Raw genomic sequence first — 25889 nt, forward strand, 5'->3', positions numbered from 1 at the left:
GGATGCGGCCTTGCAGCCGGGTCCGCTCGCAGCGGCACCGCCCAGAATGTATTCAACGCCCTCGCTCTTGCACACCGTCTGCGCCCAGGCCGGGGCGGCGGTCAGCGCGGCGGCCAGCAGCAGCGCGGCCGCAGCAGCCAGCCACCTATCAAGGCGCCGCATCGAATGGATTGGGCACATTCTCCACCCCCATCGGATTGGCCCAGATCGCCGGGCAAAAAGCATTGCGCAGCCCCACCACGTCCTTGAGGCCATCCATGGCCGCATTGCCGACATGGGCGGTCACCCACTGCGCTCCGTTGCGGATATTGCCGACCAGATCCGGCACCAGGGTGGCGTAGTCGCCCAGCCCACTGTTGCCGTCGGCCACGTCCCATTTGAAGCTGGCATTGAGGTCCGAGGTATCGCGCGCCGGCCCAAAGGCATAGAACGGATGCCAGTACAGCGAGGACTGCATGCCCACCGAGGCCTCCTGCGTCAGCGGAAAGCGGTCGCTTGCCAGAAAGAAGGCATCGATGGCCGAGAGGTCAGTGGCTTCTGCACTGAGCACATCGTCGCCGGTGGTCAGCACCGAGCCGATGTGCTTGGAGACATAGCGGTAGCCCTGCATGGCCTTGATGATGATGGGCCCGGCAATCGGCACGCTGAGCTTGTAGCCATAGTGCACGCGCAGGTGCAGGATATTGGTCTCGCCCAAGGTCTTGTTGGAGACCGCACCGCGCAGCCGCGTGTCTTCCAGGTTCGGCGTATCGCCGTTGTAGGTGTCGGTGGCCCCCGTGCGGGCATCGCGCTCATAGGGCAGCGGCTTGCGGTAGCGCAGGCTGTCGTTGGGGATGCGCACGATGCCGCGCGACTCGCCATAGTTCTCCACCATGGCCCAGTCCAAAAAGGTGTTCTGCGTGGGGTTGACGTACTCGATACAGCTGCCCTGGATCAGGTCGGTGTTGGTGTTGACCCAGCCCTTGAGCAGGCCAGAGACGCTGGACTCGGACACATAAAGCGGCATCATGCCGCGCACAAAGCCTTGCCAGACGCTGCCCTTGGTGAGCGCCGATTTGACATTGCCCAGGCTCACATCGGCCAGCATGCCCTTCTTGGCCAGCGGAATGCGCAGGTCATAGGGCAGCGGCAGCGCATTGTTGAGCGAGCCCACGCGCGCGGCCTCATTGGCGGCGTACTGCAAGGTGAGCCTTGCGCGGTAGATCAGCGCAAACTGGATCAGCGACAGCGTGAACACCAGCACCACCGGCAGCGCGATCAAGGTCTCGGTCATCGACACCCCGCTTTGCCGCGCTGGCTTGGTTTTCTTCAAGAACATGGCAAAGCTCCTTCAACACAGTTGCAGCCGCTGGCCCGGCGCCAGGCCCAGGCGCGCGGCCTCGCCACTGCGCAGCTCCAGCACGCGCTTGGCACCCCGGCACCAGGCCATGCGCCAAGGCGCAAGGCCCGCACTGATGCGCAGCACCTGCTGCTGCGCATCGACAAACACCACATCGATCGCATAGCGCATGAAGCAGGTGTGCACGGCCGCGCAGCGATCAAACGCCAGCGCCTCGCCGCTGGCCGGTGGCGGGCGAAAAATGAGGCCAAAGGCGCGCTCGGAAAAGCGCCGGGCCAGCTGTACTTTGAGTGCGGGCATGCCTGGCCCCTTCATTTCAAGGTCTGGTACATCTGCACCGCGAGTGGAAAAAAGATCACCATGAAGGTGACCGGAAAGATAAAGATCACCAGCGGGCCGAGCATTTTCACGGGCGCTTCCATCGCCAGCTTCTCGGCATGCTGGAAGCGCTCGGTACGGCGCTGCTCGGAGATGGCGACCAGGGTATCGGTGACGCTGGCACCCAGCGACTCGGCCTGGGTCAGGTTGGAGACCAGGCCGCGCACATGCTTGTTGTCCATGCGCTCGGCCATGGCGTTGAAGGCATCCATCCGGCTCATGCCGGTGCGCATCTCGCGCAGCAGGCGTTCGAGCTCTTCGTGCATTGCGCCACGCGGGCCCTTTTGCACCGCCTGCGAGATCGCCGCCGTCAAACCCAGACCCGCCTGGCAGCACAGGGTGATCAGGTCGAGGTAGCCGGGCAAGGTGCGCAGCACTTCCTTGTCGCGGCGCTTCTTGCGGTCATTGACCCAGATCGCCGGCAGCATCCAGCCCAGCAGCAGGCCTGCCAGGCAGGCCAGCCGCACCCACTGGCCATCGATCTTCAGCGCCATCGCAGCGCCCGTGAAGGCCAGCGCCACCACGGCCATCGCGATCACGCGCACGGCGATGATCTCCTCGGCCTTGAGCACGTACTCCAGGCCAGCCAACTGCAGCTTGCGCTTCCAGCGCAGCAGGCTGGAGGTGGGCGCAATCTCCGAGACATGGAACTGCAGCACATTGACCGCCGGCCAGATGAGGCGAATGCCCCAGGGCAGCGGATCCATGTGCTCGCGCACCGATGGCCGGGCCTTGCGCACAATGGCGACGAAGTACAGCAAGATGATGCCGGCCATCACAGCGGACAGAAAGATGGCGGCAAGCAGAATGGCGTTTTTCATGGCTCAGATGTCGATGGCGACAATTTTCTTGATGGACATATAGCCCAAGGTGAGCATCACAACCATCACGGCCAGCACCCCCCAGCCGATGGGCGTGACAAACAGCAGGTGCATGGTCGGCTGCATCAGGTACAGAATGCCGCCCAGCACGACCGGGAACATGGTCATCACCAGGCCCTGGATGCGGCCCTGGGCCGTGAGCGCCTTGATGCGCCCTTCCAGCATCGCTTTCTTGCGCAGGGTCTCGGCCAGCAGCTGCAGCGGCTCGGACAGGTTGCCGCCCACTTCCTTGGCCACCCGCAAGGCCACTACCACCAGCATGAAGTCCGGAATCTGGATGCGCCGCGCCATGTTCTGCACCGCGTCGTCAAAGGACAGGCCAATGCGCTGCTCCTTGAGCACGATCGCGAACTCATCGCCCAGCGGGCCTTTTTGGTCACGCACCAGAATCTGCAACGCCACCGACAGCGCACTGCCCGCGCGCAATGCGCTGGCAATGAAGAGCAAGGCATCGGGCAGCTCGGCCTCGATGCGCTCGCGCCGCTTCTTGCGCTGCCAGGCAAACCAGCGCGCTGGCAGAAAGTAAACAGCGCCGCAGACCACCACCACCAGCAACCAGTTGCGCGCAATCAGGTAGGTGATGATGCCGGCCACGACCACCATGGCCACATGGCCGGTCGCCAGGGTCAGCGCCTTTTGCGCATGGAACTCCGAGATGCCCAGAATCCGGAGGCCACGGCCGCGCAGGTAGACATTGGACTTGTCGCGCCACTCGCCCATGCGGCTGTAGACCAGCCAGCCCGAGAGCACCACAAAGCCGGCGGCGGCCAGCAAAAAGCCGAGGAACTGCCAGTTCTTCATGCCGGCTCTCCCTGGAAGAACAATTCCTCCATGTTCACCGGCACGCCGTGCTCGACCAGCTTGGCAACAAAGTCCGGGATCACCCCGGTTGCCTCAAAGCGGCCCTGGGTGCGGAACTCGGCATCCAGCCCGGTCTTGCGGAACACAAAAATATCCTGCATCTGGATCACGCCATCGGTGCAGTTGAGCACCTCGGTGATCTGGGTGATCTTGCGGCTGCCGCAGGGAAAGCGGGTGAGCTGCACCATCAGGTGGATGGCCGAGGCAATCTGCTCGCGGATCGCGGTGACGGGGATGTTCATGCCCGCCATGGTCACCAGCACCTCCATACGGGCAGCCGCATCGCGCGGCGAGTTCGCGTGCAAGGTGGTGAGCGAGCCATCGTGGCCGGTGTTCATCGCCTGCAGCATGTCCAGCGCTTCGCCGCTTCGGCACTCACCAACGACAATGCGGTCCGGGCGCATCCGCAGCGAGTTCTTGACCAGGTCGCGGATCGAAACGGCGCCCTTGCCTTCGACGTTGGCCGGGCGCGCTTCCAGCGACACCAGGTTGGGCTGGTTCAGCGAGAGTTCGGCGGCATCCTCCACCGTCAGGATGCGCTCGTCGTTGGGGATGAAGTTGGACATCATGTTCAGCAAGGTGGTCTTGCCGGTGCCGGTACCGCCCGAGACCACGATGTTGAGCTTGTTCTCGACGGCCAGCTGCAGAAAATCGACCATGGCCTGCGAGATCGACTGGTACTGCACCATGCCCTCGGCGCCCATGCGCTTCTTGGGAAACTTACGGATGGTGATACTGGGGCCGCGAATCGCCAGCGGCGGGATGATGGCGTTCACCCGCGAGCCGTCTTTGAGGCGTGCATCGACCATCGGCGAGCTCTCATCGATACGCCGGCCCAGCGGCGTCACGATGCGCTCGATCGCGCCATTGACCGCCAGATCGCTGGTAAAGGACACGTCGGTGCGCTCCAGGCGCCCGCGCCGCTCGATCCAGATCTCGTCAAAACGGTTGACCATCACTTCGGTCACCGAATCGTCCTGCAGCAGCACTTCCAGCGGACCCAGGCCAATGGCTTCGTCGAGCAGCTGCTGGCTCAGCTCGGCGCGGTCAATGGTCTCGGGCAGGTTGGGCGTGTCGCGGATGATTTCGGCAATCAGTGCGCGCACATTGGAGCGCAGCTCATCGTCCTTCATTTTGATGGTGTCGATGCGGCGCGCTTCCAATTGCTCGAGCAACTGGCGGTGCAGCAGGCGGCGCCACTGCAGCATGGGGTCTTCGGGACGGGGCTCGTTGCGCGTGGGGCGCTGGTGCTCCAGTAATGGCTGGGAAGTCTGGCCCGGGCTCTGCGCTTCTTCGCGCTGTCCGCCCAGCTTGTCGTCGAGCACCACGATGATCGAGTGCCCACCGACCACCACTTCCTCACCCCCTCGGCAGGGGCCATAGCGGGTCACGCGCTCGTTGTTGACCCAGGTGCCAAACAGGCTGCCCCGGTCTTCGATGAAGACATCGCCGTCATGCAGCATCACCACCGCATGGTCGCGGGCCACGTTCCAGCCGGTCAGGTGCAAGGAGCGGTCGCTGGATTTGCCGATGGTGAAAGTCTCGGCGCCGAGCTCGAACTCCTGCGCCTTCTGGCGGGGCGAATTGACTAGTAACTTATGCACGGTCTTCTCCAGGATCAGCGGCCGCAGCCATCAGTTGTGCGAATAGCTCTCGGGGTCCAGACCGCGCTCGGGCATCGGCGGCTCGGCCTTTTTGGAGTTGCGGTAGAGGTCTTCGGTCAGGTCGGTAAAGCCGTTGGAGATCTGCTCTTCAATCTGCTGCGTGCGCTCCAGGCGGGGGCGCGAATCGCGGGCGGTCACCACACGCGGGGTGATGAACACCACGGTCTCGATCTGGGTGTCGCTGTCGTTGTTGTTCTTGAAGGCCCAGCCCAGTACCGGCACATTGCGCAGGCCCGGCAGGCCATCGGTGGCGCGCGAGGACTGGCGGCTGAGCAGGCCCGAGAGGATGATGGTGTCGCCGTCATCGACATTGAACTCGCTCTCGGTGCGGCGCGTCAGCAGCCCCGGGATGCCATCGACCGAGACCGACTGGTCGATGTTGCTGACCTCGGCCAGGATCGAGCCGGAGATGTTGCCCGCGCCATCGGCCATCGGCTTGACATGCAGGCGCAGGCCATAGGGCTTGTAGTTGACCGAGCCGGTGCCCAGCGCGCTCATCGCGGGCAAGGGAATTTCACCGCCCGAGAGGAAGCGCGCTTCGCCGCCGCTGCGGGTGGTGAGCTTGGGCGAGGCCAGCAGCATCGCATTGCCACGCTGCACCTGCAAGTTGATGGCCGAGGTCAGCGCCGTGCTCAGGCCAAAGTAGTAGCGCGCCTTGCGCCGGCGCTGGTCCAAAAAGCCCTGGCCGTAGCCGCTGTCCATGTTCAGAAAGGGCGAGTTCTCCGGCAGGATGCGGTAGCCGCCGTTGGAGGCGATATCGGAGAACAGGCCAAAGTTGAAGCCACCACCGGTGGTGTCCCACTTCATCCCCAGGTCGTCCAGCGCCGAGCGCGAGAACTCCACGATGCGCACATCCATCTCGATCATGCGGTCCACGCGCAGGCGCTCGGAAGTGGCGAAGGACACCACGGCCGGGCCGTACATGCGCGCAATCTCCCGCAGCCGCGAGACTGCCGCCGGGTCAAGGTTGGCGCCATCAAGAATGATCTTCTCGCCCACGCGGGAGACGCTCACACCGGTGATGCCGGCCGTCAGCATCGATATCTCGCCTTCGATGCGGTCCAGATCGACCACGTTGACGCGCGCCTTGAGGCTGCTGACCTGGCCGTCCTTGCGCCAGACATGGACCGTGCTTTCACCGGCGTCCAATGCCGTCAGCAGCAGGCTCTTCTGGTCCACCACGCGCGCCTCCATGATCTTGCCGTTGCCGACAGCCACACGCACCACGTCGCGCACCTCGATCAAGGTCATCTGCCCCACATAGAGCGACAGCGATGCAGGCAGGTGCTTGATCACCAAGGGCTGCACGTCACCGATGCTGGAGGCATCTGCCGCAGGCTGGGTTTTGACACTGACGGTGGGCAAGGTGCGAAAGCCTGGCGAGGTCATAGGCGCGGCCTGGCCTTCGGTATCGCGGGCGAAATCGCCACCGTCACCCCCTTGACCGCGCTGCTCGGCCTCCGCCTGCAGCGAGGCCGATTGCGCAGCGCGCAGCAAATCACCGAGTGCGCCGGGCGCTGAGGGCTGCGTGGTGCCGCCAGAGGGCTGCGCGGCCGACAAGGGCGCCGTGGGCAGGGCCAGGACGAGCGCGACGCAAGCCGTCGCACCCCAGGTCTGAAGGGCCGGACGGGGACGGGACATACAGATCATCGAGGAATTCATGGTCTAGCAAATCTTTGGAGCGAATGGCGCAGCGAGGCCAGGGAATAAATCAGGACTAAAAGCGATCAGTAAGCACCGGCGACTGCGGGCGCCTGGGGCGTGGGCACGGTGGCACCGGGCACGGCCGCAGCGCCCAGCAAGGCGGCCAACGGCGTTTGCACCTGGGTTTTGACGCCGCCGCCACCGACGATGTACTCGACCATCGCCGGCGCACGGCCAGGCGCTGCACGCACCACAGGCTGCTGGGGGCGGAAGCTGTCGATATAGCTGGCCAGCTGCTGGGCGTTGGTGCCGGTGTCGAGCTTCTGGCGGTCATCGGCATTGCGCAGTGCCGCGACGATCTTGCCGAGCTTTTGCGCCAGGATCAGGCGCTGCGCATCGACCGGCGGCAGGCCCACGGTCACCGTGGTGTAGCTGCGCTGGCGGTAGGGATCGACGGTGTTGGCGATGTCGGGGCGCTTGCGCAGCTCGGAGAACTGCTCCGAGGTGATCTGGCCGGTGGCGCGCACCACCACGTCTTGCAACAGCGGCACGACGATGGCGTCTTCGGCCTGGGTGCCGCCATCCTTGTCGGCGATGAACAGGAAGTCGATATGGTCGCCCGCACGCAGCATGCCCGAGATGGTGCTGACCTCATCGACCGGGATGGTCACCGCGCGCACGCCGGCTTCGAGCTCCTCGGAGAACAGCTTGCGCGGCGTCACAAAAAAGTTGGCCAGCAGCGGTTTGCCGGCGCTGATGTCCACCGACAGCTGGCGGCCCAGAAAGCTGTCGATCATGTCCGGCGTCAGCACATCGGCATGCACATAGGCCGAGGGCACGCTGCGCTTGGCCACCATCTCGGGCTGCAGTGCGGTGCCGGCGGGAATGTTCTGGATCGGCACCACCACATCGGTGCGCAGGCGTTCGGCTTCGGATTCCAGGTTGGCCTGGATCTCCGCCTCGGAGGTCTTGAGGTAGTACCAGCCCAGGCCCGCGGCCACCACACCCAGGGTAATGGCGGCGATCAGCGGCGCGGCACGGCGCGAGCCATTGGCCAGCCGCGAGAAACGATTCGATTTGGGAGAGTTTGGGGTCACCATGGCAAAGAGATCGTGTAGGAATAGGAAGCCCAGGCTGCGCGAAAGGCATCAATCAGCAGCTGAAACAGAGACTTGTCAGCACCCGGCATGGGTGCAAAAAAAACGGCGGCCAACACGCCCGCGACGATCACGTACTCGGTCATGATCTGCCCGGACTGCCGGCTGGCGCGAGGAACAGGGATGGGGTGCTTCGGTATCGGCATGGGGGGAAACGGCTAGGCCTGCGGCAAGGTGTTACTGACGACGATGGAGCAACCCACGCCGTTGTGGGCGATGGCGATCACCGCCTCCTGCCCGCCGCGCCGCAGCACCACCTGGGCGCGCGTGCCGCCCTTGATGGTCTTGCGGCTCAGCACTGTCCAGCCCGCCACCAGCGCCTGCTCGCGGATGTAGAGCTCATTGGCCTCGACGCTCAAGGTATTGCCCCAGACGGTGGTGCGGTTGACCCGGTCTGCATCAAACGAAAAGGTGTCGGAGAACTCGTCGGTGCCCATGGGCATGGCCAGGTAGCTGCGGCGCTGCAGCTGGTCGCTGACCAGTTGCGGCACCGCGCCGTGCAGCCAGGCCGAGGAGATGCGCACCTGCTGCTTGCCGCTGGGCAGGGGCCGGAACTCGACGGTGATGCGGAAATTGCCGTCGCGCGCGCCGAGGATCGGAATGCCGTCGAGCGTGGTCTCTGAAAAATCGGCCTTGCCGCCCAGCCATTCCTGGTAGAAACGCTGGGCCTTGCGCGTGTCGCCATCGACATCAAAGGCCTGGATCTGCATCGGTATCTTGTTCTGCACGATGAGCTCGGCCACCCAGTAGGGCGACAGGTTCTTGTCGGGGAACAGGATGGCCGGCCAGGCAATGGCGCTGGCGGGTGCAGCGCGCGCTGCCAGCGGCATCGCGGCAGCCAGCGCGGCCAACAGCAACCAGGCCAGCGGCCCCCACAGCCCTGCTGGCCGGCGGGCAGCCAACGCTCCCCGCCTGGGCCGGTGCAACAGCATCATCGTCATGGCAAGGTGTTGACGACCGGCGGCGGCGGGAACGCGCGGTAGAAGCGGAAGCAGTCCTTGCCGTCTGGCTTCTCCAGCGGTCCGCACTCATGCTCGCCCGGGTTGTCGTTGTAATGCTCATTCGCAGGCACCTTCTGCAGCCACTCGTAGCGGTCCAGCGGTACCGACTTCTCCTGCGCATCGCCTGGCGCCAGGCCCATGGTGAGCAGGTTGTGGTCAAAGGTGGGCCAGAGCCACTTGAGCGTGCTGCCCAGCTGCCCCAGCGGCGCGCGGAAGTCCTGGTACTCGGGCCGGTCCAGCAGCTTCATCGGCACCAGGCCCTGGATCTTGGACTCCTCGCGGTTGGTGCCGCCGGCGCTCCAGGGCTCGGACAGCATGGTCACATGGTCCTTGATCTGCAGCTTGAGCGGCAGCGGCATGTCGTTCTTGTGCAAGGCCGATGCGACCTTGCCGAACTCGGTAGGAAAGCGCTCGGCAGAAAAACCGGCACCGCGCTCCAGCGCCACCTCGGTGCGCATATAGCCCTGGGTGACAAAGCGGAACTTGGCAATCGACTCGCCCTTGGCCAGGTTCTGCACCTCACCGACCTTGGAGAAGATGGTGTCCATGAAGGCCGCGACCGAGGGCAGTGGTGCGGCCGTGGTCTTGGCCGTGAGCGACTCGTTGAAATCAGGCATGCGCGCCTGGCCCGACGTGAACTCGGACACGGTCTCGCCATGCACGCCGGTGTCGGTGTCCTGCGCCGGATCACGGAACACATGGCGGCGCAAATCATTGCTCAGCTCGGCATCGGACTTGCGGATGGACCCGCTCGCGCCCTTGTACTGGTCGGCCGACATGACCTCGGTCTCCGTCGCTGCAGGAAACCAGACCGAGCGCTGCCAGGCATTGAGCTTGGCCGCTGCGGTGACCTGCATGCGCGCCTGGCCGTAATCGGCGATCAAGGGGATAGCCGCCATCAGCAATGCCGCAAAGCCGCTGATCAAGGTCACCTCGACCAGCGCGCTGCCCTGCTGCGCGCGGCGCCGGGCACGGCGGCGCAGGGTCTTCATCGGGGGAGTCTGGGACATCATTGCGCCGCATCCTGGTTGTCGGGCTCGCCGCCCCCGAACAGGCCATCCGACCCGCCCAGGGCCGATCCGGCCACGGCCACGCCACGCGCCCAGATGGAGGGCTCGACATGGTGGACCTGCCAGTACGGGGAGAAAAGGTTCTTGTGCTCGATATAGCCGCCGGTAAAGCCGACCTTGATCGTGCGCCCGGCAATCTGCAGCGACTTGTACTGGTCCTTGGTCATGTCGCGGCGTTGCCAGCGGTCCTGCGGCCGCTTGAAATACAGCTGGGCCGACGACAGCGCGCTCATGTCACCGCCAAACATGCGGTCGCGCAGGCCAATGCTGTAGTCATCCTTGGCATAGCCAAAGCCCGCCTGCTCGCCGGTGCGCACATCGCTGCCCCGGCGCGCAACCATCACCGAGATCGTGGGCCCCTTGTCGGTCAGGCTGCCCCACTTGCGCGGGTTGATGCTGGTCATCGACAGGTCGCCGTACCACTTGTCCTGGTCCCGGCCCTTGAGCGTGCGCAGCTGGCGCACATCCCAGTAGCGGGGCAAGGAGAAATTCTTGGTGACCAGGCCAATGTCGGTGCGCGGCTTGTACTTGTAGGCGGAGTTGAACTGCAGCACGGCGAAAGGCACGAGCAGTGTATTGCCATCGCGGTCGCGGCCCGCCGCATAGATGGCGCTGTCGGACAGGCCGTCCTTGGTCAGCTTGCCGTAGTCGCGCTTTTCATCGCTCTGGTATTCGGGGTCCACATTGCGCGGCTTGAAGTTCTTGTCGTAAGAGCGCAAGGCCAGGCGGTTGCCGGACCAGCCCTTGTCCGCATAGCCGGAGCCGCCCGTGGCGGTGGCCGCGCCCAGCCCGAAGTCGCCCACAAAGCGCTCGGCCAGCAGCACGCCAGCGCCGGCCACGTTCACCGAGTCAGCCGATTGCCAACGGATGCGGCCACGCTCGTCGAGCACATCCGAGCCCCGGGTGGCGACTAGCTCGGTGCCGCCCTTCCAGGACACCGTGCCTTTGAGCAGCTCTTGCATGGCCGTGGCAATCGGGCCGCTGGAGAGATCAAAACTGTCGCCCTCGTTTTGCATGCCGGTGATGCCCTGCTTGATAAAGCCCGGGAAAATGCGCCGGTCCTTGGTGAAGTCATCGCGTGTGGCCTGCGCCGCATGGGCAAAGCGCATCGCGTCAAAAAAATCGTCCTCGTCGTTGCGGCGGTCCGACGTGGTGCTGTAGAGCTTGATGAAGTTGAGAAACTCCAGCGACGAGCTGGCAATCAGCGGTGCATTGGCCGCCACCGGCAAATAGGCCTTGTCGTCGTTGTCGTTGAGCACATCCTTGGCGACCACGATGGCCTCGGGAATGCTGACGCCAGTCGTTGCCGCCTGGGCCAGCGAAATGGCGGTGTTGAGCACCCGCAGTGCATCGACCATGATCTGGAACGGCCGGGCCGAGGGCTCAATCGCCTTGGCGATATTGTTGGCCTGGCGCTGGTACTTGGCAGCGGCCTGTACATTGCGGCCCCACTTGACCAGGTAATTGATGGCGCTGATGAAGTCATAACGCGCAGCTGCCGCCGATGCCTGGGCCAGGTTCCACACGCCCTTCTGCCCTTCGATCTCCACCCGCGCCACTTGAATATTGGCCGCCGTGCTGACCACCATGCCAATCGATGTCTGAAAGCTGGCCAGCATCGCCACGCCCGCTTCATTCGCGGCCATGGCCCGGTTGGTATAGGCCAGAAAATTCAATTGCCGCGCAAATACCGTGGACGCGCTATAGGTCATCGCATCGGCATTGTTTTGCAGCTTCATTTTGTCTCGCGCAACAATGGCCGTGTTATAGACCAAGAATATGCTGAGACAAACCACCGGAATCATGGCCAACAAATAGACAATCACCTGCCCTTTTTGTACGCGATCTCCAGACCGATACGAAGATGGTTTATGCATGATTGCCACTATTATGTAATTCGTCGAATTCCGGAGGCCCTCCCTCCCATGGATAACTTCAAACCATTATCTCAACCTGGCATACCCCAAGGGTTTGCACTGAGTACCCAGCCTAAGCCGCAGACATTACCACCGTACGACAGAGGCCAAGGCCTGCGACTTTGCAGCAAGGTACCCAGGGTTGCGACAACGGCTCTTACTTGGCGCCGTCGTTACCGCCTTCGGTATAGGTCGACATATTCATATTCTTCTGGGCATTGGTCAGCGCCTTACCCGAAGCAGCCTGTGCGGCAGTAATACCTTCCTTGCCCGATTCACCACCCACTTCCTTGGCCATACCTGCGACCTGGCTGCGAACGGTTTGGCCAAAAAAGCTGAAAGCAGCAATCGCGGCAATCGCAATCAGGCCCAAGATAATGATGTATTCCGTCATACCCTGGCCGCGCGATTTGCGCTGGGCGACGGGCTTGGCAATAGTTGCACTATGGGAATTGGTGTGATTTGTCATATTCAAGGCTAGCTCCTCATTCATGGATCATTCAGATGAAAATTCAGTGATTTCAGAAACCATGCCATGCGACCGCGCAGCGCAATTACTGAACGGCGCAATGGTATCTATCTGTTTTGTCAATGTACATGCCATTTTCATTAAAATGTTAACAAAGTGTTTCTTGCTCTAAATAGACCGAATAAGCTTATTTGTCAAAATTAATTTGTTGCGAGATGAAATTTTTCAACTGTCATATTGATGACATCCATGGGTTATTGAACAATCCTAGGCAGAGATGCACAGATTCCACAATAATTCCATAGAAATCATGACCCAAGCTATCCACATGAAGCCCCGTCCCATAACTACACAACATATATATGCAATCGATATTCGATACTGTCCCAAAATAAATTACCATAATTAGCTGGTAATCATTTCATCTGTCCATTAAATAAGCAGCATTAAAGGCTGCCTCAACACATAGCAAGGAATCTTCTGGAAAACCCTGGGGTCGGCTGGATGCAGGCTCGGGCGACTCGCTGCTCGTTCCTCCTTGTCAATAGCTGTCTGTTGACTTGCGAAAACGCCTTACGCTGCGTCCCGACTCCTAGCCGCTCCCCTCAGCAAAGGCTTCGCAGAAGATTCCGAGAGACGGAGAAATCACGATGGAAAAAGGCAGACCCAAGTCAGGGATCACACTGACTGCGCGTGAGCGAGAACAGCTCGAACACTTAGCCAATAAGCCCGGCCAGCCCGCCCATATCGCCACCCGCGCCAGGATCATCCTGCGCAGCGTGGAAGGCGACAGCAATGTCAGCATTGCCAACAGCATGGCGCTGACCCAGGCGACAGTGGGCAAATGGCGCCGCCGGTTTGCGAGCCATCGCATCCTGGGTCTGTACGACAGCATGCGAACCGGCAAACCCCGCACCATCGATGACCGCCAGCTGCAAGCTATTACCACTACCGCCAAAGCAGCACTGGCGTCTGAGGACACCGCATCCGACAGCGTACGTGCCCTGGCTGCACGCACGGGCATGTCCAAAAGCAGCGTGGCCCGCTATCTGCAGCTGCTGGGCAAGACCAAGTCCCGCCCCCACTTTGCACTCTTCAGCGACCCACTGCTGCTGGAGCAATTGCAGGCGCCCGCCGCGATCTACCTGAGCGGCAGCGACAAGGCGCTGGTCATCTGCCTGGATACCAAGAGCCCACTCAGCCTGCCGGCAGCCCCCGCAACACCTCGCAAAGTCTCAACCCTGCTGGGCAGCGAAGGCTGCCAGCATCCGCTATCAGCCGCACTTTGCAAGGCGCTGAACAGCGTCTGCAAAAGCCCCGCCACGCAGTGCAAACCACGCCTGCGGCACCAGGAGTTTCTGGTGTTTCTGCGCGAAGTTGAAGCAATGTTCCCCCCACATGTCGATGTGCATTGCATCCTCGACACCAGCGCGCTGAGCCAGCACCCCAGCATTAAGGCCTGGCTGGGCATGCGCCCACACTGGTGCACCCATGGCTGCGGCGACTATGCCTCTTGGCACGAGGAACTGGGCCGCTTTCTGGGCCGTTTGGGTGCGCAGCGCAGCGCCACAATGCGGGCCGAAGAACTCACCCAGTGGCTGCAATCGGTCGATGCGCTGGCGCGCCAACAAAGCCCCAACCGCAGGCCGTTCCGGTGGATGGGGCCGCTGCATCCGTTGGAAGAGGACGAATCGGCTGATCGCGAAGGGATCCAGGCCAGCGGGGAAAAACAACATTTGCAGGACCGCTAAGCACAAAGCGCAGATGCAGTGAGGGCCGCCTCTGAAATGCGCTGGCATTTGCTGTCTGCCAAGGCCTACAGCCGATGCCCTCTGCCGACCGTCATTCCTCCGTACTAGCAGGTTCTACGATTTTGCTGGATGTCGAATGAATACAACAAATCTCCCCCTCCCCACACCCTACTAGACGGTCATTTGTCAGACCGCATCATCCGAATCCTGGCCAAAAATGGCGTGCATTCGGTGGAAGCCGTCAAACAAGCCTATCCACTGCGATTGCTGCGCATGCATGGCATCGGCATGCTGCGCTTTCGCAAGATCGAGATGGCCTTCTTCCCGGACCAGTGCTTTGAGCCGGACTTTGCCCCGCCATCCATCCGGTTTGCCCAGGATTCGGCCTTGAACGGCAGGCTGCCACTGGTGACCGTGCGGACACTTGCCCGCGCCGGCATCAAGACGCCTGAGCAACTGCGTGAGGCCTATCCGCATGAGCTATTGAAGATCCACACGATTGGTGCACGCACGCTGCGAGAGATTGAGCGCGTGTTCTTTCCGGGTCAGCGTTTTCCGCTGAAGGATGAACGTTAGGCTCCCTGCAGCGGCACAGTTGAGTGCTGCATTGCTGATGGGTTTGCTTGAGTTCTGCGATGTGTCCGCAGGAGATGCCCGTGAATTCTTGGAGCTTCACGGGGCTCTGTGTGGCGAGTGAATTCCTGTTGGAATTCATCATGTTGATGGTGCCTCGAGCCGGGATCGAACCGGCACGCCACTTTCGCGGCACGGGATTTTAAGTCCCGGGTGTCTACCAATTTCACCATCGAGGCACGCAGCCTGCCATTCTAGCTGCTCCAGCTACGCTGTTGGAGGAAGACAGCGGCAGATCGTGGCTGAGCGCAACGCTGCAGCGATGATTGCAAGCGCTGGTGTAGCGCATGAAGACAGAGAAGAAGGAAGCTGCGAATCCTGCGCGACTCGCAGGCTCGCGGTGGCAGCGAGCTCCGGTAAGTAAAGGCTGGAGCTGAAAAGCAAAAAAGAGCCCTGAGGCTCTTTTTCGCAATGTGTTGGAGCGGGAAAACGGGTTCGAACCGTCGACCTATACCTTGGCAAGGTATCGCTCTACCAACTGAGCTATTCCCGCAAAAACTAGCATGAACGGATCCACACCAGCTTTGAAACACTGGAGCGGGAAAACGGGTTCGAACCGTCGACCTATACCTTGGCAAGGTATCGCTCTACCAACTGAGCTATTCCCGCATACATTGTTCGTTTCACCACGAACCCAAAACGTACTGACAAGCATGTCCTGGAGGCGCGAACCAGAGTCGAACTGGTCTAACCGGATTTGCAATCCGGGGCATAACCGCTTTGCTATCGCGCCATGGATTGTTGCCATGCTGAAACCATCAACACAGCCAATTTGGAGCGGGAAAACGGGTTCGAACCGTCGACCTATACCTTGGCAAGGTATCGCTCTACCAACTGAGCTATTCCCGCGTATCCGCTTTACCGGAAGTCCGCTATTATATACCGGGCTCCGCGATGGTATGCATTGTAACGCATATTTTTTGGTCTTTTTGGCAAACCGGCCCGTTTTTGATGACGGGCCGGTTTTCCGTGCAGACCAGCAGCCGATCAGTGCTTGACGGCACGCGAGCGGCGCGCAGGTGCCGCCTTGGCGGCAGTGGCTGCTACAGCCACGGCAGGCACCACGGGCACCGGCTCGGCGGCAGGCGCATCGCTGTCGCTCAAGGGCGTGGGTTTGACTTCCAGCGCCACTTCCAGCACCTTGTCGATCCAACGCACCGGCACGATCTCCAGACCGCTCTTGACGTTGTCCGGGATCTCGGCCAAGTCCTTGACGTTCTCTTCCGGGATCATCACAGTCTTGATGCCACCGCGCAGCGCAGCCAGCAGCTTTTCCTTCAAGCCACCGATGGCGGTGACTTCACCGCGCAAGGTGATCTCGCCGGTCATCGCCACATCGGCACGCACGGGGATGCCGGTCAGCACCGACACCAGCGCCGTCGTCATCGCGGCACCAGCGCTGGGGCCATCCTTGGGGGTGGCACCATCGGGCACGTGGATGTGGATGTCGCGCTTCTCGAACACGTCGTCGCGGATGCCCAGCGAACGGGCCCGGCTGCGCACCACGGTGCGGGCCGCTTCGACCGATTCCTTCATCACATCGCCCAGCGAGCCGGTGCGGTTGATGACGCCCTTGCCAGGCATGGCAGCCGCTTCAATGGTCAGCAGATCGCCGCCCACCTCGGTCCAGGCCAGGCCCACGACCTGGCCGACCTGGTTCTTCTGCTCGGCATGGCCGTAGCTGAACTTGCGCACACCCAGGTAGTCGGGCAGGTTGTCGGCCGTCACCTGCACCGGTGCCTGTGCCTTGCCCAGCTGGATGTTCTTGACCACCTTGCGGCAGATCTTGGACAGCTCACGCTCGAGCGAACGCACACCGGCTTCGCGGGTGTAGTAGCGCACGATGTCGCGCACGGCGTCCTCGCGCAGCTCGAGCTCACCGGCCTTGACGCCGTTGTTCTCGATCTGCTTGGGCAGCAGGTAGCGCATCGCGATATTGGTCTTCTCGTCCTCGGTGTAACCGGCCAGGCGGATCACTTCCATCCGGTCCAGCAACGCGGGCGGGATGTTCATCGAGTTCGAGGTGGCAACAAACATCACATCGCTGAGGTCGAAGTCGACTTCCACATAGTGGTCGCCAAACTTGCTGTTCTGCTCGGGGTCGAGCACTTCCAGCAAGGCGCTGGATGGGTCACCCCGGAAGTCCATGCCCAGCTTGTCGATTTCATCGAGCAGGAACAGCGGATTGCGCGTGCCGACCTTGGACAGGTTCTGCAGCACCTTGCCCGGCATCGCACCGATGTAGGTACGGCGGTGACCCCGGATCTCGGCCTCATCACGCATGCCGCCCAGCGCCATGCGCACATACTTGCGCCCGGTGGCCTTGGCGATCGACTGGCCCAGCGAGGTCTTGCCTACGCCAGGAGGGCCGACCAGGCACAGGATGGGTGCCTTGACCTTGTCCACGCGCTGCTGCACCGCGAGGTACTCAAGAATGCGGTCCTTGACCTTGTCGAGGCCATAGTGGTCTTCGTTGAGCACATCCTCGGCGACGACCAGGTCCTTCTTGACCTTGGTCTTCTTGCCCCAGGGCAGGTTCACCAGCGTTTCGATGTAGTTGCGCACCACCGAGGCCTCGGCCGACATCGGCGACATCAGCTTGAGCTTCTTGAGCTCGCCCTCGGCCTTCTTGCGCGCATCCTGCGTCATCTTGGCCAGCTTGATCTTCTTTTCCAGGTCTTCCAGGTCGGCGCCGTCTTCGCCCTCGCCCAGCTCCTTCTGGATGGCCTTGACCTGCTCGTTCAGGTAGAAGTCGCGCTGGCTCTTTTCCATCTGCTTTTTGACGCGGCCACGGATCTTCTTGTCGACATTGAGGATGTCGACTTCGCGCTCGAGCTGGTCGTAGAGGTTTTCCAGGCGGTCCTGCACCTTTTGCAGCTCCAGCACGGCCTGCTTGTTCTCGAGCTTGAGCGGCAGGTGGGCAGCGATGGTGTCGGCCAGGCGGCCTGCGTCATCGATGCCGGAGATGGAGGTCAGGATCTCGGATGGGATCTTCTTGTTGAGCTTGACGTACTGGTCAAACTGCTGCATCACGGCGCGGCGCAGGGCCTCGATCTCGCTGGCCTTGTCGGCGCTGTCGCCGGGCTCCACGGGCACGATCTGCGCGGTGAAGTAGTCCTCGCCTTCGGCGATTTCCTGCACCTGGGCACGCTGCACGCCTTCGACCAGCACCTTGACGGTGCCATCGGGCAGCTTGAGCATCTGCAGGATGGTCGAGACGCAGCCGACGCTGAACATGTCGTTGACCGTCGGATCGTCCTTGGCGGCCGTCTTCTGGGCCACCAGCATGATCTTGCGGTCGCCTTCCATCGCCGTCTCCAGCGCCTTGATGCTCTTGGGGCGGCCGACGAACAGCGGGATCACCATGTGCGGAAAAACGACCACGTCCCGCAGCGGGAGCATGGGCAATTCCAGGGGGTGGGAGGATTGGGTTTGGTTGTCGGACATGAAAATCCTTTTGAAACTTGTACGAAGATGATTCGTAAAAGCGATATTTCAACCCTTGGCCATGAAAAACCAGGGGCCAGGGCGGGTGCAGGCCAGCAAATGCACCCTCAAGCCCATGGGACACAGCCCGGCGGCGCCAAGCGGTCCTCGTAAAACACCGATGGCAGAGCCCCAGCGGTCTCTGCCATCGCAGCCTGTCAGGCCTTTTTCGCCGCTTCCCGGTACACCAGGAGGGGCGGCTTGCCTTCGTTGATCGTCGCCTCTTCGACCACGACCTTGGCCACGTTGTCGGTGGTGGGCAGGTCAAACATGGTTGTCATCAGCGACTGCTCCAGTATCGAGCGCAGCCCCCGGGCGCCGGTCTTGCGGGCCAGCGCCTTCTTGGCAATGGCGGTCAAGGCATCCGGGCGCACCTCCAGCTCCACGCCTTCCATGCCCAGCAGCTTGTTGTACTGCTTGACCAGCGCATTCTTGGGCTGGGTCAGGATCTGCACCAGCGCGTCTTCCGACAGCTCGGCCAGCGCAGTGACCACCGGCAGACGCCCCACCAGCTCGGGGATGATGCCGAACTTGATCAGGTCTTCGGGCTCGATGTCGCGGAAGGCCTCGGAGATAGAGCGCTGCTGCTTGCTCTTGACGGTGGCACCAAAACCGATGCCCGAGGCCTCGGAGCGGTTCTCGATGACCTTCTCCAGCCCGGCAAAGGCGCCGCCGCAGATGAACAGGATATTGGTCGTGTCGACCTGCAGGAAATCCTGGTTCGGGTGCTTGCGCCCGCCCTGGGGCGGGATCGAGGCCATCGTGCCTTCGATCAGCTTGAGCAGCGCCTGCTGCACGCCTTCGCCCGATACATCGCGGGTGATCGAGGGGTTGTCCGCCTTGCGGGTGATCTTGTCGATCTCGTCGATGTAGACAATGCCGCGCTGGGCCCGCTCGACATCATAGTTGCAGCTTTGCAGCAGCTTTTGCACGATGTTCTCGACGTCCTCGCCGACATAGCCCGCTTCCGTCAACGTGGTGGCGTCAGCCATCACAAAGGGCACGTTCAGCTGGCGGGCCAGGGTCTGGGCGAGCAAGGTCTTGCCCGAGCCGGTGGGGCCGATCAGCAAGATATTGCTCTTGGCCAGTTCCACATCGTCCTTGCCGGCCTTGTCCTTGTGCGCCAGGCGCTTGTAGTGGTTGTACACCGCCACGGCCAGGGTGCGTTTGGCGGGATCCTGACCGATGACATAGTTGTCCAGGGTGGCCTTGATCTCGGCCGGTGTCGGCAGATCATTGCCCTTGGCCTTCTCGCCCTCCTTGCCTTCTGCTGCCACTTCGTCGCGCACGATGTCATTGCAGAGGTTGATGCACTCATCGCAGATGAACACGGACGGTCCGGCAATGAGTTTCTTCACCTCGTGCTGGCTCTTGCCGCAGAAGGAGCAGTACAGGGTTTTTTCGCTGGATGAGCCTTTTTTCTCGGCCATGGGGGCAATGCCTTCAATCGAATCTATGTGGAAACAATGATAACCAACTACAAAGCGGCCTCAACCGGTAGGGTTGCGGCCGCTTATCCGGAAAAGCCTACTTATGGGCGCTTTTCTACCACAGTATCGACCAAACCGTACTCCTGGGCTTCGGGTGCCGTCATGAAGTAGTCGCGCTCGGTATCGGCCTTGACCTTGTCATAAGGCTGGCCAGTGCGGTCTGCCAGGATGCGGTTCATCTGCTCCTTGGTGCGGATGATGTCGCGGGCATGGATTTCGATGTCCGTGGCCTGGCCACGGGCGCCGCCCAGCACCTGGTGGATCATGATCTTGGAGTTGGGCAGCGAGTAGCGCTTGCCCTTCTCGCCAGCGGCCAGCAGGAAAGCGCCCATGCTGGCAGCAAAGCCCAGGCACATGGTCGAGACCTGCGGCTTGATGAACTGCATCGTGTCATAGATGGCCATGCCGGCCGTCACGCTGCCGCCAGGCGAGTTGATGTAGAGCGAAATCTCCTTGTCGGGGTTTTCGCTTTCCAGGAACAGCAGCTGGGCCACCACCAGGTTGGCGGTCTGGTCATTGACTTCACCGACCAGAAAAATCACGCGGTCCTTGAGCAGGCGCGAGTAAATGTCAAACGAGCGCTCACCACGGCCCGATTGCTCGATCACCATCGGGATCAAACCCAAGTTCTGAATATCTTGTGCGCTCATTACATCTCCGTTCAGGATTGGTGGAAGCTAGCGTCAATGCACTGTGACTGCGCTAACTGTACCCCAATAAAATGGGGCCTGCGCCCAAAAGCACAAGCCCCTGATTTTGGCTGGCAAGCGCTGGCGGCCATGGCCGCCCAGCGCACCTGGCTATCAGCCTTGTTGACCCATCAGTTCGTCGAAGGACACGGTCTTGTCGCTGACCTTGGCCTTGCCCAGCACGAATTCGGTCACGTTGTTTTCGATCACAACGGCTTCGACTTCGGCCAGACGCTGGCGGTCACCAAAGTACCAACGCACGACGTCTTCTGGCTTCTCGTAGCTCGATGCCAGCTCGTCGATGTGGGCCTTGATTTGCTCAGGCGTGGCTTCCAGCTTGTTGGCCTTGACCAGCTCGGCCACCACCAGGCCCAGGCGCACGCGGCGCTCGGCTTGGGGCAGGAACACGTCAGCAGGGATTTCCGCCTTTTCAGCGTCCTTGATGCCGCGTTGCTTCAGCTCTTCACGGGCGCCTTCGAGCAGACGGCCGACTTCGGCGTCGATGCTCGCCTTGGGCAGGTCCAGCTCAGCCTTGGACACCAGGGCTTCCATCACGGCTTGCTTGTTGCGCGACTGAACGCGGAACTTGACTTCACGCTCCAGGTTCTTCTTGATGTCAGCGCGCAGGCCTTCGACGGAGCCGTCAGCAATGCCCAGGGACTTGGCCAGTGCTTCGTTCACTTCGGGCAGGTTGGCCGCTTCCACCTTCTTGACGGTCACCAGGAAGTCGGCGGTCTTGCCAGCCACTTCCTTGCCGTGGTAGTCCTCTGGGAATGCCAGGGGGAAAGTCTTGGATTCGCCGGTCTTCATGCCGCGCACGGCGTCTTCGAATTCCTTGAGCATCTGGCCTTCGCCGATCAGGAACTGGAAGGCTTCAGCCTTGCCGCCAGCAAAGGGTTCGCCGTCGATCTTGCCTTCGAAGTCCACGGTCACGCGGTCGCCATCCACGGCAGCCGTGTCGGCTGGGCGCTGGGCGAAGGTGCGACGCTGCTTGCGCAGGATGTCGATGGTCTTTTCGATGGCAGCGTCGTCCACGTCGGCAGCCAGCTTCTCGACTTCAGCGGAAGCCAGGTCACCGATCTTGACTTCGGGGAACACTTCGAACACGGCGTCAAATGCCAGCTCACCCTCAGGTGCGCCTTCTTTTTCAGTGATCTTGGGCTGACCGGCCACGCGCAGCTCGGCTTCGTTGGCGGCCTTGGCAAAAGCCTCGCCGACCTTCTCGTTGAGCACTTCGTACTGCACGGAATAGCCATAGCGCTGTGCCACCACGTTCATCGGCACCTTGCCTGGACGGAAGCCGTCCATCTTCACGGTGCGGGCCAGGCGCTTGAGGCGGCTGTCCACTTCGGTTTGCACGGATGCGAGAGGCAAGCTCAGCGAAATTTTGCGCTCGAGCTTTTCAAGGGTTTCAACATTCACTGCCATGGTTAATCCTAGTTAGGCACGAACCCTTCCGGCCACGGTGTGCAAACGCCATTCAAGCCAGCCTGCAAGCGGCAAAGCTTGCGTCCGATGCGAGGACTGTCCGTGTCACATCGGGGATGGCATCAACGGGGATTGGCACCGTTTTACAACCTGGGGTCCCAGTAGATAGGCGACTGGCCCTAAGCCCAGCACACCCAAAAATCAAACGATGACAGCGCATTCAGTAGCAAGCAACACCAGGCGTGACGCGGCAAAAACCAGCGTTGTCACGAAAGCGGTGCAGCGCAAGGCGCCATCGACCGAAACCGAACATTATATATAAAGCCAGCTCTTTTCTTGGCTGCCAATACCGTCTTGCTGCAGGGTCAGAACCCGGATGCCAGCAGCCGCCAATGCAAATCACCAAGAAAAAAGCCGAATCTCCTGCGGGAAATTCGGCTCATATTCAGTGCAAAAGCAGATGGTGCTTATACCTTCTGCTATTAAATTTTGGTGCGCGGGGGGGGACTCGAACCCCCACACCATTGCTGGCGTCAGGACCTAAACCTGGTGCGTCTACCAATTTCGCCACCCGCGCGGTTGCGGCTGCAGCCAGCTTGTGAGCCAACCCGCCTGTTTTAGGTCAATCCAAGATTCTAATGCAAGCCATTGGCGCCTTGGGCAAACCGGGGCAAAAACTGCCCGCGCCATGGCCTGGCATCGCAGGCCGCTCAAACCGCCGCCGACAGTGGCACCTCGCTGTGCTCCTTCTTCACGCGGAACCAGGCCGCATACATGGCCGGCAGCGCCAGCAAGGTCAGCACCGTGGCAACGACCAGGCCGCCCATGATGGCAACGGCCATCGGCCCCCAGAAGATGCTGCGCGAGAGCGGAATCATCGCCAGCACGGCAGCCGCGGCGGTCAGCGCAATCGGGCGCAGCCGGTGGGTGGCGGCCTCGACAATCGCATCCCAGGTCGAGAGGCCCGCCGCATGGTTGGCCTCGATCTGGTCGATCAGGATCACCGAGTTGCGCTGGATCATGCCCATCAGCGCGATGACGCCCAGCAAGGCGACAAAGCCAAAGGGCCGGTTCAGCAGCAGCAAGGCCGCCGTCACGCCCGCAATGCCCAGGAAGCCGGTGATATAGACCAGCACCGAGCGGCTGAAGCTGTGCAGCTGCAGCATCAGCAGGGTGAAGACGATGAACACCATGATCGGCATGCCCGCCATGATCGAGTCCGAGCCCTTGGCGCTCTCCTCCACCGCACCGGCAATCTCGATGCGGTACTGGTTCAGGCCCTTGTCGGCCCAGCCCTGCTGCAGCTTTTGCAGATCGGGCCAGAGCTTTTGCGTCACCGTCGGGCCTTGCAGGCCGGCAGCCACATCGCCTTGTACGGTGATCGCATACTCCCGCCCCTGGCGCCAGAGAATGCCCGGCTCCCAGACAAAGCTGGGCTTGGCAATCTGCGACAGCAAGATGGCCTGGCCACTGCTCGAGGCCACATAGGCATTGCCCACGTCGGTCACGGCCTGGCGCTCATCCACCGGCTGGCGCAGCACCATGTCGATCAGCTTGTCGCCTTCGCGGAACTGGCCAATGGTGTTGCCCGACAGCTGGGTGCGCGTGGCCTGGGCAATGCTCTGGTTGCTCACGCCCAGCGCACGCGCCTTGCTCTGGTCCACCTCCAGGCGCAGCACCTTGATGGACTCGTTCCAGTTGTCATTGACGCCGCGCATATCGGGCGATGCCTCCAGCTTGGCACGCACGTCGCTCGCCAGCGTGCGCAGCAGTTGGGGGTCCTGGCCCATCACGCGGAACTGCACCGGGTAGGGCACCGGCGGGCCGCTGGGCAGCAGCTTGACGCGGGCCCGCACTTCCGGGAACTCCTGGGCCAGCAAGGTCGGCAGCCGCTTCATCAGGCTGTCGCGGTCGGCCAGGTTGTGCGGCAACAGGATCAACTGCGACACATTGGACTGCGGGAAGATCTGGTCCAGCGGCAGGTAAAAGCGCGGCACGCCCGAGCCGATCCAGGAGGTGACGGACTCGATGCCGTCCTGCGCCTGCATGCGCTGCTCGATGCGCCGCGTCACCTCTTCATTGGCGGCCATGCTCGAGCCCTCGGGCAGCCAGACATCCATCAGGATCTCGGTGCGGTTGGAATCGGGGAAGAACTGCTGCTGCACCCGGCTCATGCCAAACAGGCCCAGCGCAAACACCAGCACCGTGGCGCCAATCGTCAGCCAGCGGTGCTCCACGCACCAGGAGACAGTGCGGCGGAAGCGGTTGTAGAAGGGGGTGTCGAACATCGCATGCTCGCCACCCTCACCACCCTCACTCTCTTGCGGCGCATGCTTGGGCTTCTTCAGGAACACCGTGCCCAGGTAGGGCACAAAGTAGACCGAGGCCACCCAGCTGATGACCAGCGCAATCACGGTCACCGCAAAGATCGCAAAGGTGTATTCACCGGTGGTGGACTTGGCGATGCCAATCGGCATAAAGCCCGCTGCCGTGATCAAGGTGCCCGTCAGCATCGGCTTGGCGGTGATGTCATAGGCGGCGGTGGCCGCGCTCAGCTTGTCATAGCCCTCTTCCATCTTGCGCACCATCATCTCGACCGCAATGATGGCGTCGTCCACCAACAGGCCCAGCGCAATGATCAGCGAGCCCAGCGAGACCTTGTGCAGGCCAATGCCCCAGTACCACATCGCCAGGAAGGTGGCGCAAAGCACCAGCGGAATGGTGATGCCCACCACCAGCCCGGGGCGCGGATCCAGAGTGATGCGGCGCCACAGCGGGTCCTTGCCCTTGCGGATGTGCATGCCCAGGCTCACAAAGCTCACGGCCAGCACAATCACCACCGCCTCGATCAGCACGCGCACAAACTCGTTGACCGAGGTGGACACGGCCTTGGGCTGGTCCTGCACGTTCTCCAGGCTCAGGCCGGCCGGCAAGGTGGGCACGATCTTGTCCACCGCCTCATGCAGGTGCTTGCCCAGTGCGATCACATCGCCACCCTTGCGCATCGAGATACCCAAGGCCACCGTGGGCTGGCCCTGGAAATGCACCTTGGTCTTGGCCGGGTCCAGGTAGCTGCGGTAGATATCGGCGATATCGCCCAGCTTGAGCTGGTTGCCGTTGGGCCCCCGGATCGGCATGGCCTTGACGTCGTCGAGCTGGCGGAACTCGCCCGTCACCTCGACCTGCACCCGGTCGGCGCCGGCCTGCACCTCGCCACCGCTTTGCACCGCGTTTTGCTGGCCGAGCTGGGCGATGACCTGGTTCATGTCCAGCCCCAGTTGGGCCAGCTTGCTGCGCGAGATCTCGATGTAGAGCTTCTCGTCCTGCACGCCAAAGAGCTCGACCTTGGCCACGTCCTTGACCCGCAGCAGGCTCTGGCGCACGCTGTCGGCATATTCCTTGAGTTCGGCGTAGCTGTAGCCCTCGCCCTGCAGCGCATAGATCACGCCATAGACATCGCCAAAGTCGTCGTTGTAGAAGGGACCGAGCACGCCCTGGGGCAAGCTGGCGCGCATATCGCCCACCTTTTTGCGCACGGCCAGCCAGGTTTGCGGCACATCCTGCGGGCGCGTGTCTTCGCGCAGGTTCAGGATGACCAGCATCTCGCCGGGCTTGGAGTAGCTGACGATCTTGTCGGCATTGGGCACATCCTGCAAGGTGCGCTCGACCTTGTCGGTCACCTGCTCGGCCATCTGCTGCGCGGTGGCCCCCGGCCATGCGGCCGAGACCACCATCGCACGGAAGGTGAACGGCGGGTCCTCGTCCTGGCCCAGCTGAAAATACGCGCCGATGCCCAGCACCAGCAGCATGATCAGCAGGTAGCGCGTCAGCGGCACATGCTGCAGCGCCCAGCGCGAGAGGTTGAAGCCCTTGCTGCTGCTGTGCTTTTCGCCATCGGGCTCGGGGGCCGACGCGGGCGTTGCAGCGCCTTGCGGCGTGTTCGGAGGTGTTTGCATGGCCACCTCTTACTGCTTGGCTGCAGGAGCCGCAGCATCCGCAGCAGCGGGGGCATTGACCACCGGTGCATCGGGC

General features: G+C 62.1%; 19 protein-coding genes and 6 tRNA genes. 2 read left to right on the forward strand and 23 right to left on the reverse strand.

Features of this window, described 5'->3' with window-relative positions; all coding sequences use genetic code 11:
- Positions 1-148: 148 nt before the first annotated feature.
- The 12 genes from H928_RS0116040 to H928_RS0116095 all read right to left on the reverse strand — a co-directional run bounded on the left by H928_RS0116040 (position 149) and on the right by H928_RS0116095 (position 12380).
- Positions 149-1318 carry a TadE family protein gene (locus tag H928_RS0116040; RefSeq protein ID WP_021027427.1) on the reverse strand — a complete coding sequence of 390 codons (1170 nt, stop codon included), beginning with the start codon at positions 1316-1318 and terminating at the stop codon, positions 149-151.
- A gap of 12 nt (positions 1319-1330) precedes the next feature.
- The gene (locus H928_RS0116045; RefSeq protein WP_148293196.1) at positions 1331-1639 is read right to left on the reverse strand and encodes a DUF192 domain-containing protein; all 309 of its coding nucleotides are present in this window, start codon (positions 1637-1639) and stop codon (positions 1331-1333) included.
- Between the two features lie 11 nt (positions 1640-1650).
- Positions 1651-2538 (reverse strand): type II secretion system F family protein, encoded by an 888-nt coding sequence (locus H928_RS0116050; protein ID WP_021027429.1) that lies wholly within the window; start codon positions 2536-2538, stop codon positions 1651-1653.
- Positions 2539-2541: 3 nt separating this feature from the next.
- A complete protein-coding gene (locus H928_RS28250) occupies positions 2542-3399 on the reverse strand; it encodes a type II secretion system F family protein (protein WP_021027430.1) in 858 nt (285 codons plus the stop codon).
- Positions 3396-5063 carry an ATPase, T2SS/T4P/T4SS family gene (locus tag H928_RS0116060; RefSeq protein WP_021027431.1) on the reverse strand — a complete coding sequence of 556 codons (1668 nt, stop codon included), beginning with the start codon at positions 5061-5063 and terminating at the stop codon, positions 3396-3398. Before H928_RS0116060 ends, H928_RS28250 begins: the two co-directional genes overlap by 4 nt.
- A 30-nt stretch (positions 5064-5093) precedes the next feature.
- Positions 5094-6764 (reverse strand): type II and III secretion system protein family protein, encoded by a 1671-nt coding sequence (locus H928_RS0116065; RefSeq protein ID WP_239644987.1) that lies wholly within the window; start codon positions 6762-6764, stop codon positions 5094-5096.
- A gap of 86 nt (positions 6765-6850) precedes the next feature.
- On the reverse strand, positions 6851-7867 hold the full coding sequence (cpaB, locus tag H928_RS0116070; protein ID WP_021027433.1) for a Flp pilus assembly protein CpaB: 1017 nt from the start codon (positions 7865-7867) through the stop codon (positions 6851-6853).
- Positions 7861-8070 carry a hypothetical protein gene (locus H928_RS30945; protein ID WP_021027434.1) on the reverse strand — a complete coding sequence of 70 codons (210 nt, stop codon included), beginning with the start codon at positions 8068-8070 and terminating at the stop codon, positions 7861-7863. Before H928_RS30945 ends, cpaB begins: the two co-directional genes overlap by 7 nt.
- A gap of 12 nt (positions 8071-8082) precedes the next feature.
- Positions 8083-8859, reverse strand: coding sequence for a hypothetical protein (locus H928_RS0116080; protein WP_148293197.1), 777 nt, complete (start codon positions 8857-8859; stop codon positions 8083-8085).
- Positions 8860-8861: 2 nt separating this feature from the next.
- On the reverse strand, positions 8862-9935 hold the full coding sequence (locus tag H928_RS0116085; protein WP_148293198.1) for a hypothetical protein: 1074 nt from the start codon (positions 9933-9935) through the stop codon (positions 8862-8864).
- Complete coding sequence (locus H928_RS0116090; RefSeq protein WP_027011021.1) at positions 9935-11734, reverse strand: hypothetical protein; 1800 nt, start codon at positions 11732-11734, stop codon at positions 9935-9937. Before H928_RS0116090 ends, H928_RS0116085 begins: the two co-directional genes overlap by 1 nt.
- 334 nt (positions 11735-12068) lie before the next feature.
- Positions 12069-12380 (reverse strand): pilus assembly protein, encoded by a 312-nt coding sequence (locus H928_RS0116095; protein WP_198424365.1) that lies wholly within the window; start codon positions 12378-12380, stop codon positions 12069-12071.
- Positions 12381-13030: 650 nt separating this feature from the next.
- Between H928_RS0116095 and H928_RS28255 the strand changes: the two genes are divergently transcribed.
- Positions 13031-14131, forward strand: coding sequence for a helix-turn-helix domain-containing protein (locus H928_RS28255; RefSeq protein WP_021027439.1), 1101 nt, complete (start codon positions 13031-13033; stop codon positions 14129-14131).
- Positions 14132-14260: 129 nt separating this feature from the next.
- Positions 14261-14707: a helix-hairpin-helix domain-containing protein gene (locus H928_RS0116105; protein ID WP_084635839.1), complete on the forward strand. Its 447-nt coding sequence runs from the start codon at positions 14261-14263 to the stop codon at positions 14705-14707.
- Between the two features lie 147 nt (positions 14708-14854).
- Here the strand turns inward: H928_RS0116105 and H928_RS0116110 are convergent.
- From H928_RS0116110 to H928_RS28260, 11 genes are all read right to left on the reverse strand, one after another.
- Positions 14855-14943 (reverse strand) — tRNA-Leu (locus H928_RS0116110).
- A 238-nt stretch (positions 14944-15181) separates the two neighbouring features.
- Positions 15182-15257, reverse strand: a tRNA-Gly gene (locus tag H928_RS0116115).
- A 40-nt stretch (positions 15258-15297) separates the two neighbouring features.
- A tRNA-Gly gene (locus tag H928_RS0116120) sits at positions 15298-15373 on the reverse strand.
- A 50-nt stretch (positions 15374-15423) separates the two neighbouring features.
- Positions 15424-15497: transfer RNA gene (locus H928_RS0116125), tRNA-Cys, on the reverse strand.
- Between the two features lie 40 nt (positions 15498-15537).
- Positions 15538-15613: transfer RNA gene (locus H928_RS0116130), tRNA-Gly, on the reverse strand.
- Between the two features lie 138 nt (positions 15614-15751).
- Complete coding sequence (lon, locus tag H928_RS0116135) at positions 15752-18211, reverse strand: endopeptidase La (protein WP_021027441.1); 2460 nt, start codon at positions 18209-18211, stop codon at positions 15752-15754.
- Positions 18212-18408: 197 nt separating this feature from the next.
- The gene (gene clpX / locus H928_RS0116140; RefSeq protein WP_021027442.1) at positions 18409-19680 is read right to left on the reverse strand and encodes an ATP-dependent Clp protease ATP-binding subunit ClpX; all 1272 of its coding nucleotides are present in this window, start codon (positions 19678-19680) and stop codon (positions 18409-18411) included.
- 101 nt (positions 19681-19781) lie between these two features.
- Positions 19782-20390: an ATP-dependent Clp endopeptidase proteolytic subunit ClpP gene (gene clpP, locus H928_RS0116145; RefSeq protein ID WP_021027443.1), complete on the reverse strand. Its 609-nt coding sequence runs from the start codon at positions 20388-20390 to the stop codon at positions 19782-19784.
- A gap of 153 nt (positions 20391-20543) precedes the next feature.
- Complete coding sequence (gene tig / locus H928_RS0116150) at positions 20544-21857, reverse strand: trigger factor (protein WP_021027444.1); 1314 nt, start codon at positions 21855-21857, stop codon at positions 20544-20546.
- Positions 21858-22347: 490 nt separating this feature from the next.
- A tRNA-Leu gene (locus tag H928_RS0116155) sits at positions 22348-22434 on the reverse strand.
- A 133-nt stretch (positions 22435-22567) separates the two neighbouring features.
- Entirely contained in the window at positions 22568-25813 is a 3246-nt protein-coding gene (locus H928_RS28260; RefSeq protein WP_021027445.1) for an efflux RND transporter permease subunit, read from the reverse strand.
- Between the last annotated feature and the right edge of the window lie 76 nt (positions 25814-25889).

The sequence above is a fragment of the Comamonas sp. B-9 genome, from assembly GCF_000410635.1.
In the GTDB taxonomy this organism is placed as follows: domain Bacteria; phylum Pseudomonadota; class Gammaproteobacteria; order Burkholderiales; family Burkholderiaceae_C; genus Comamonas.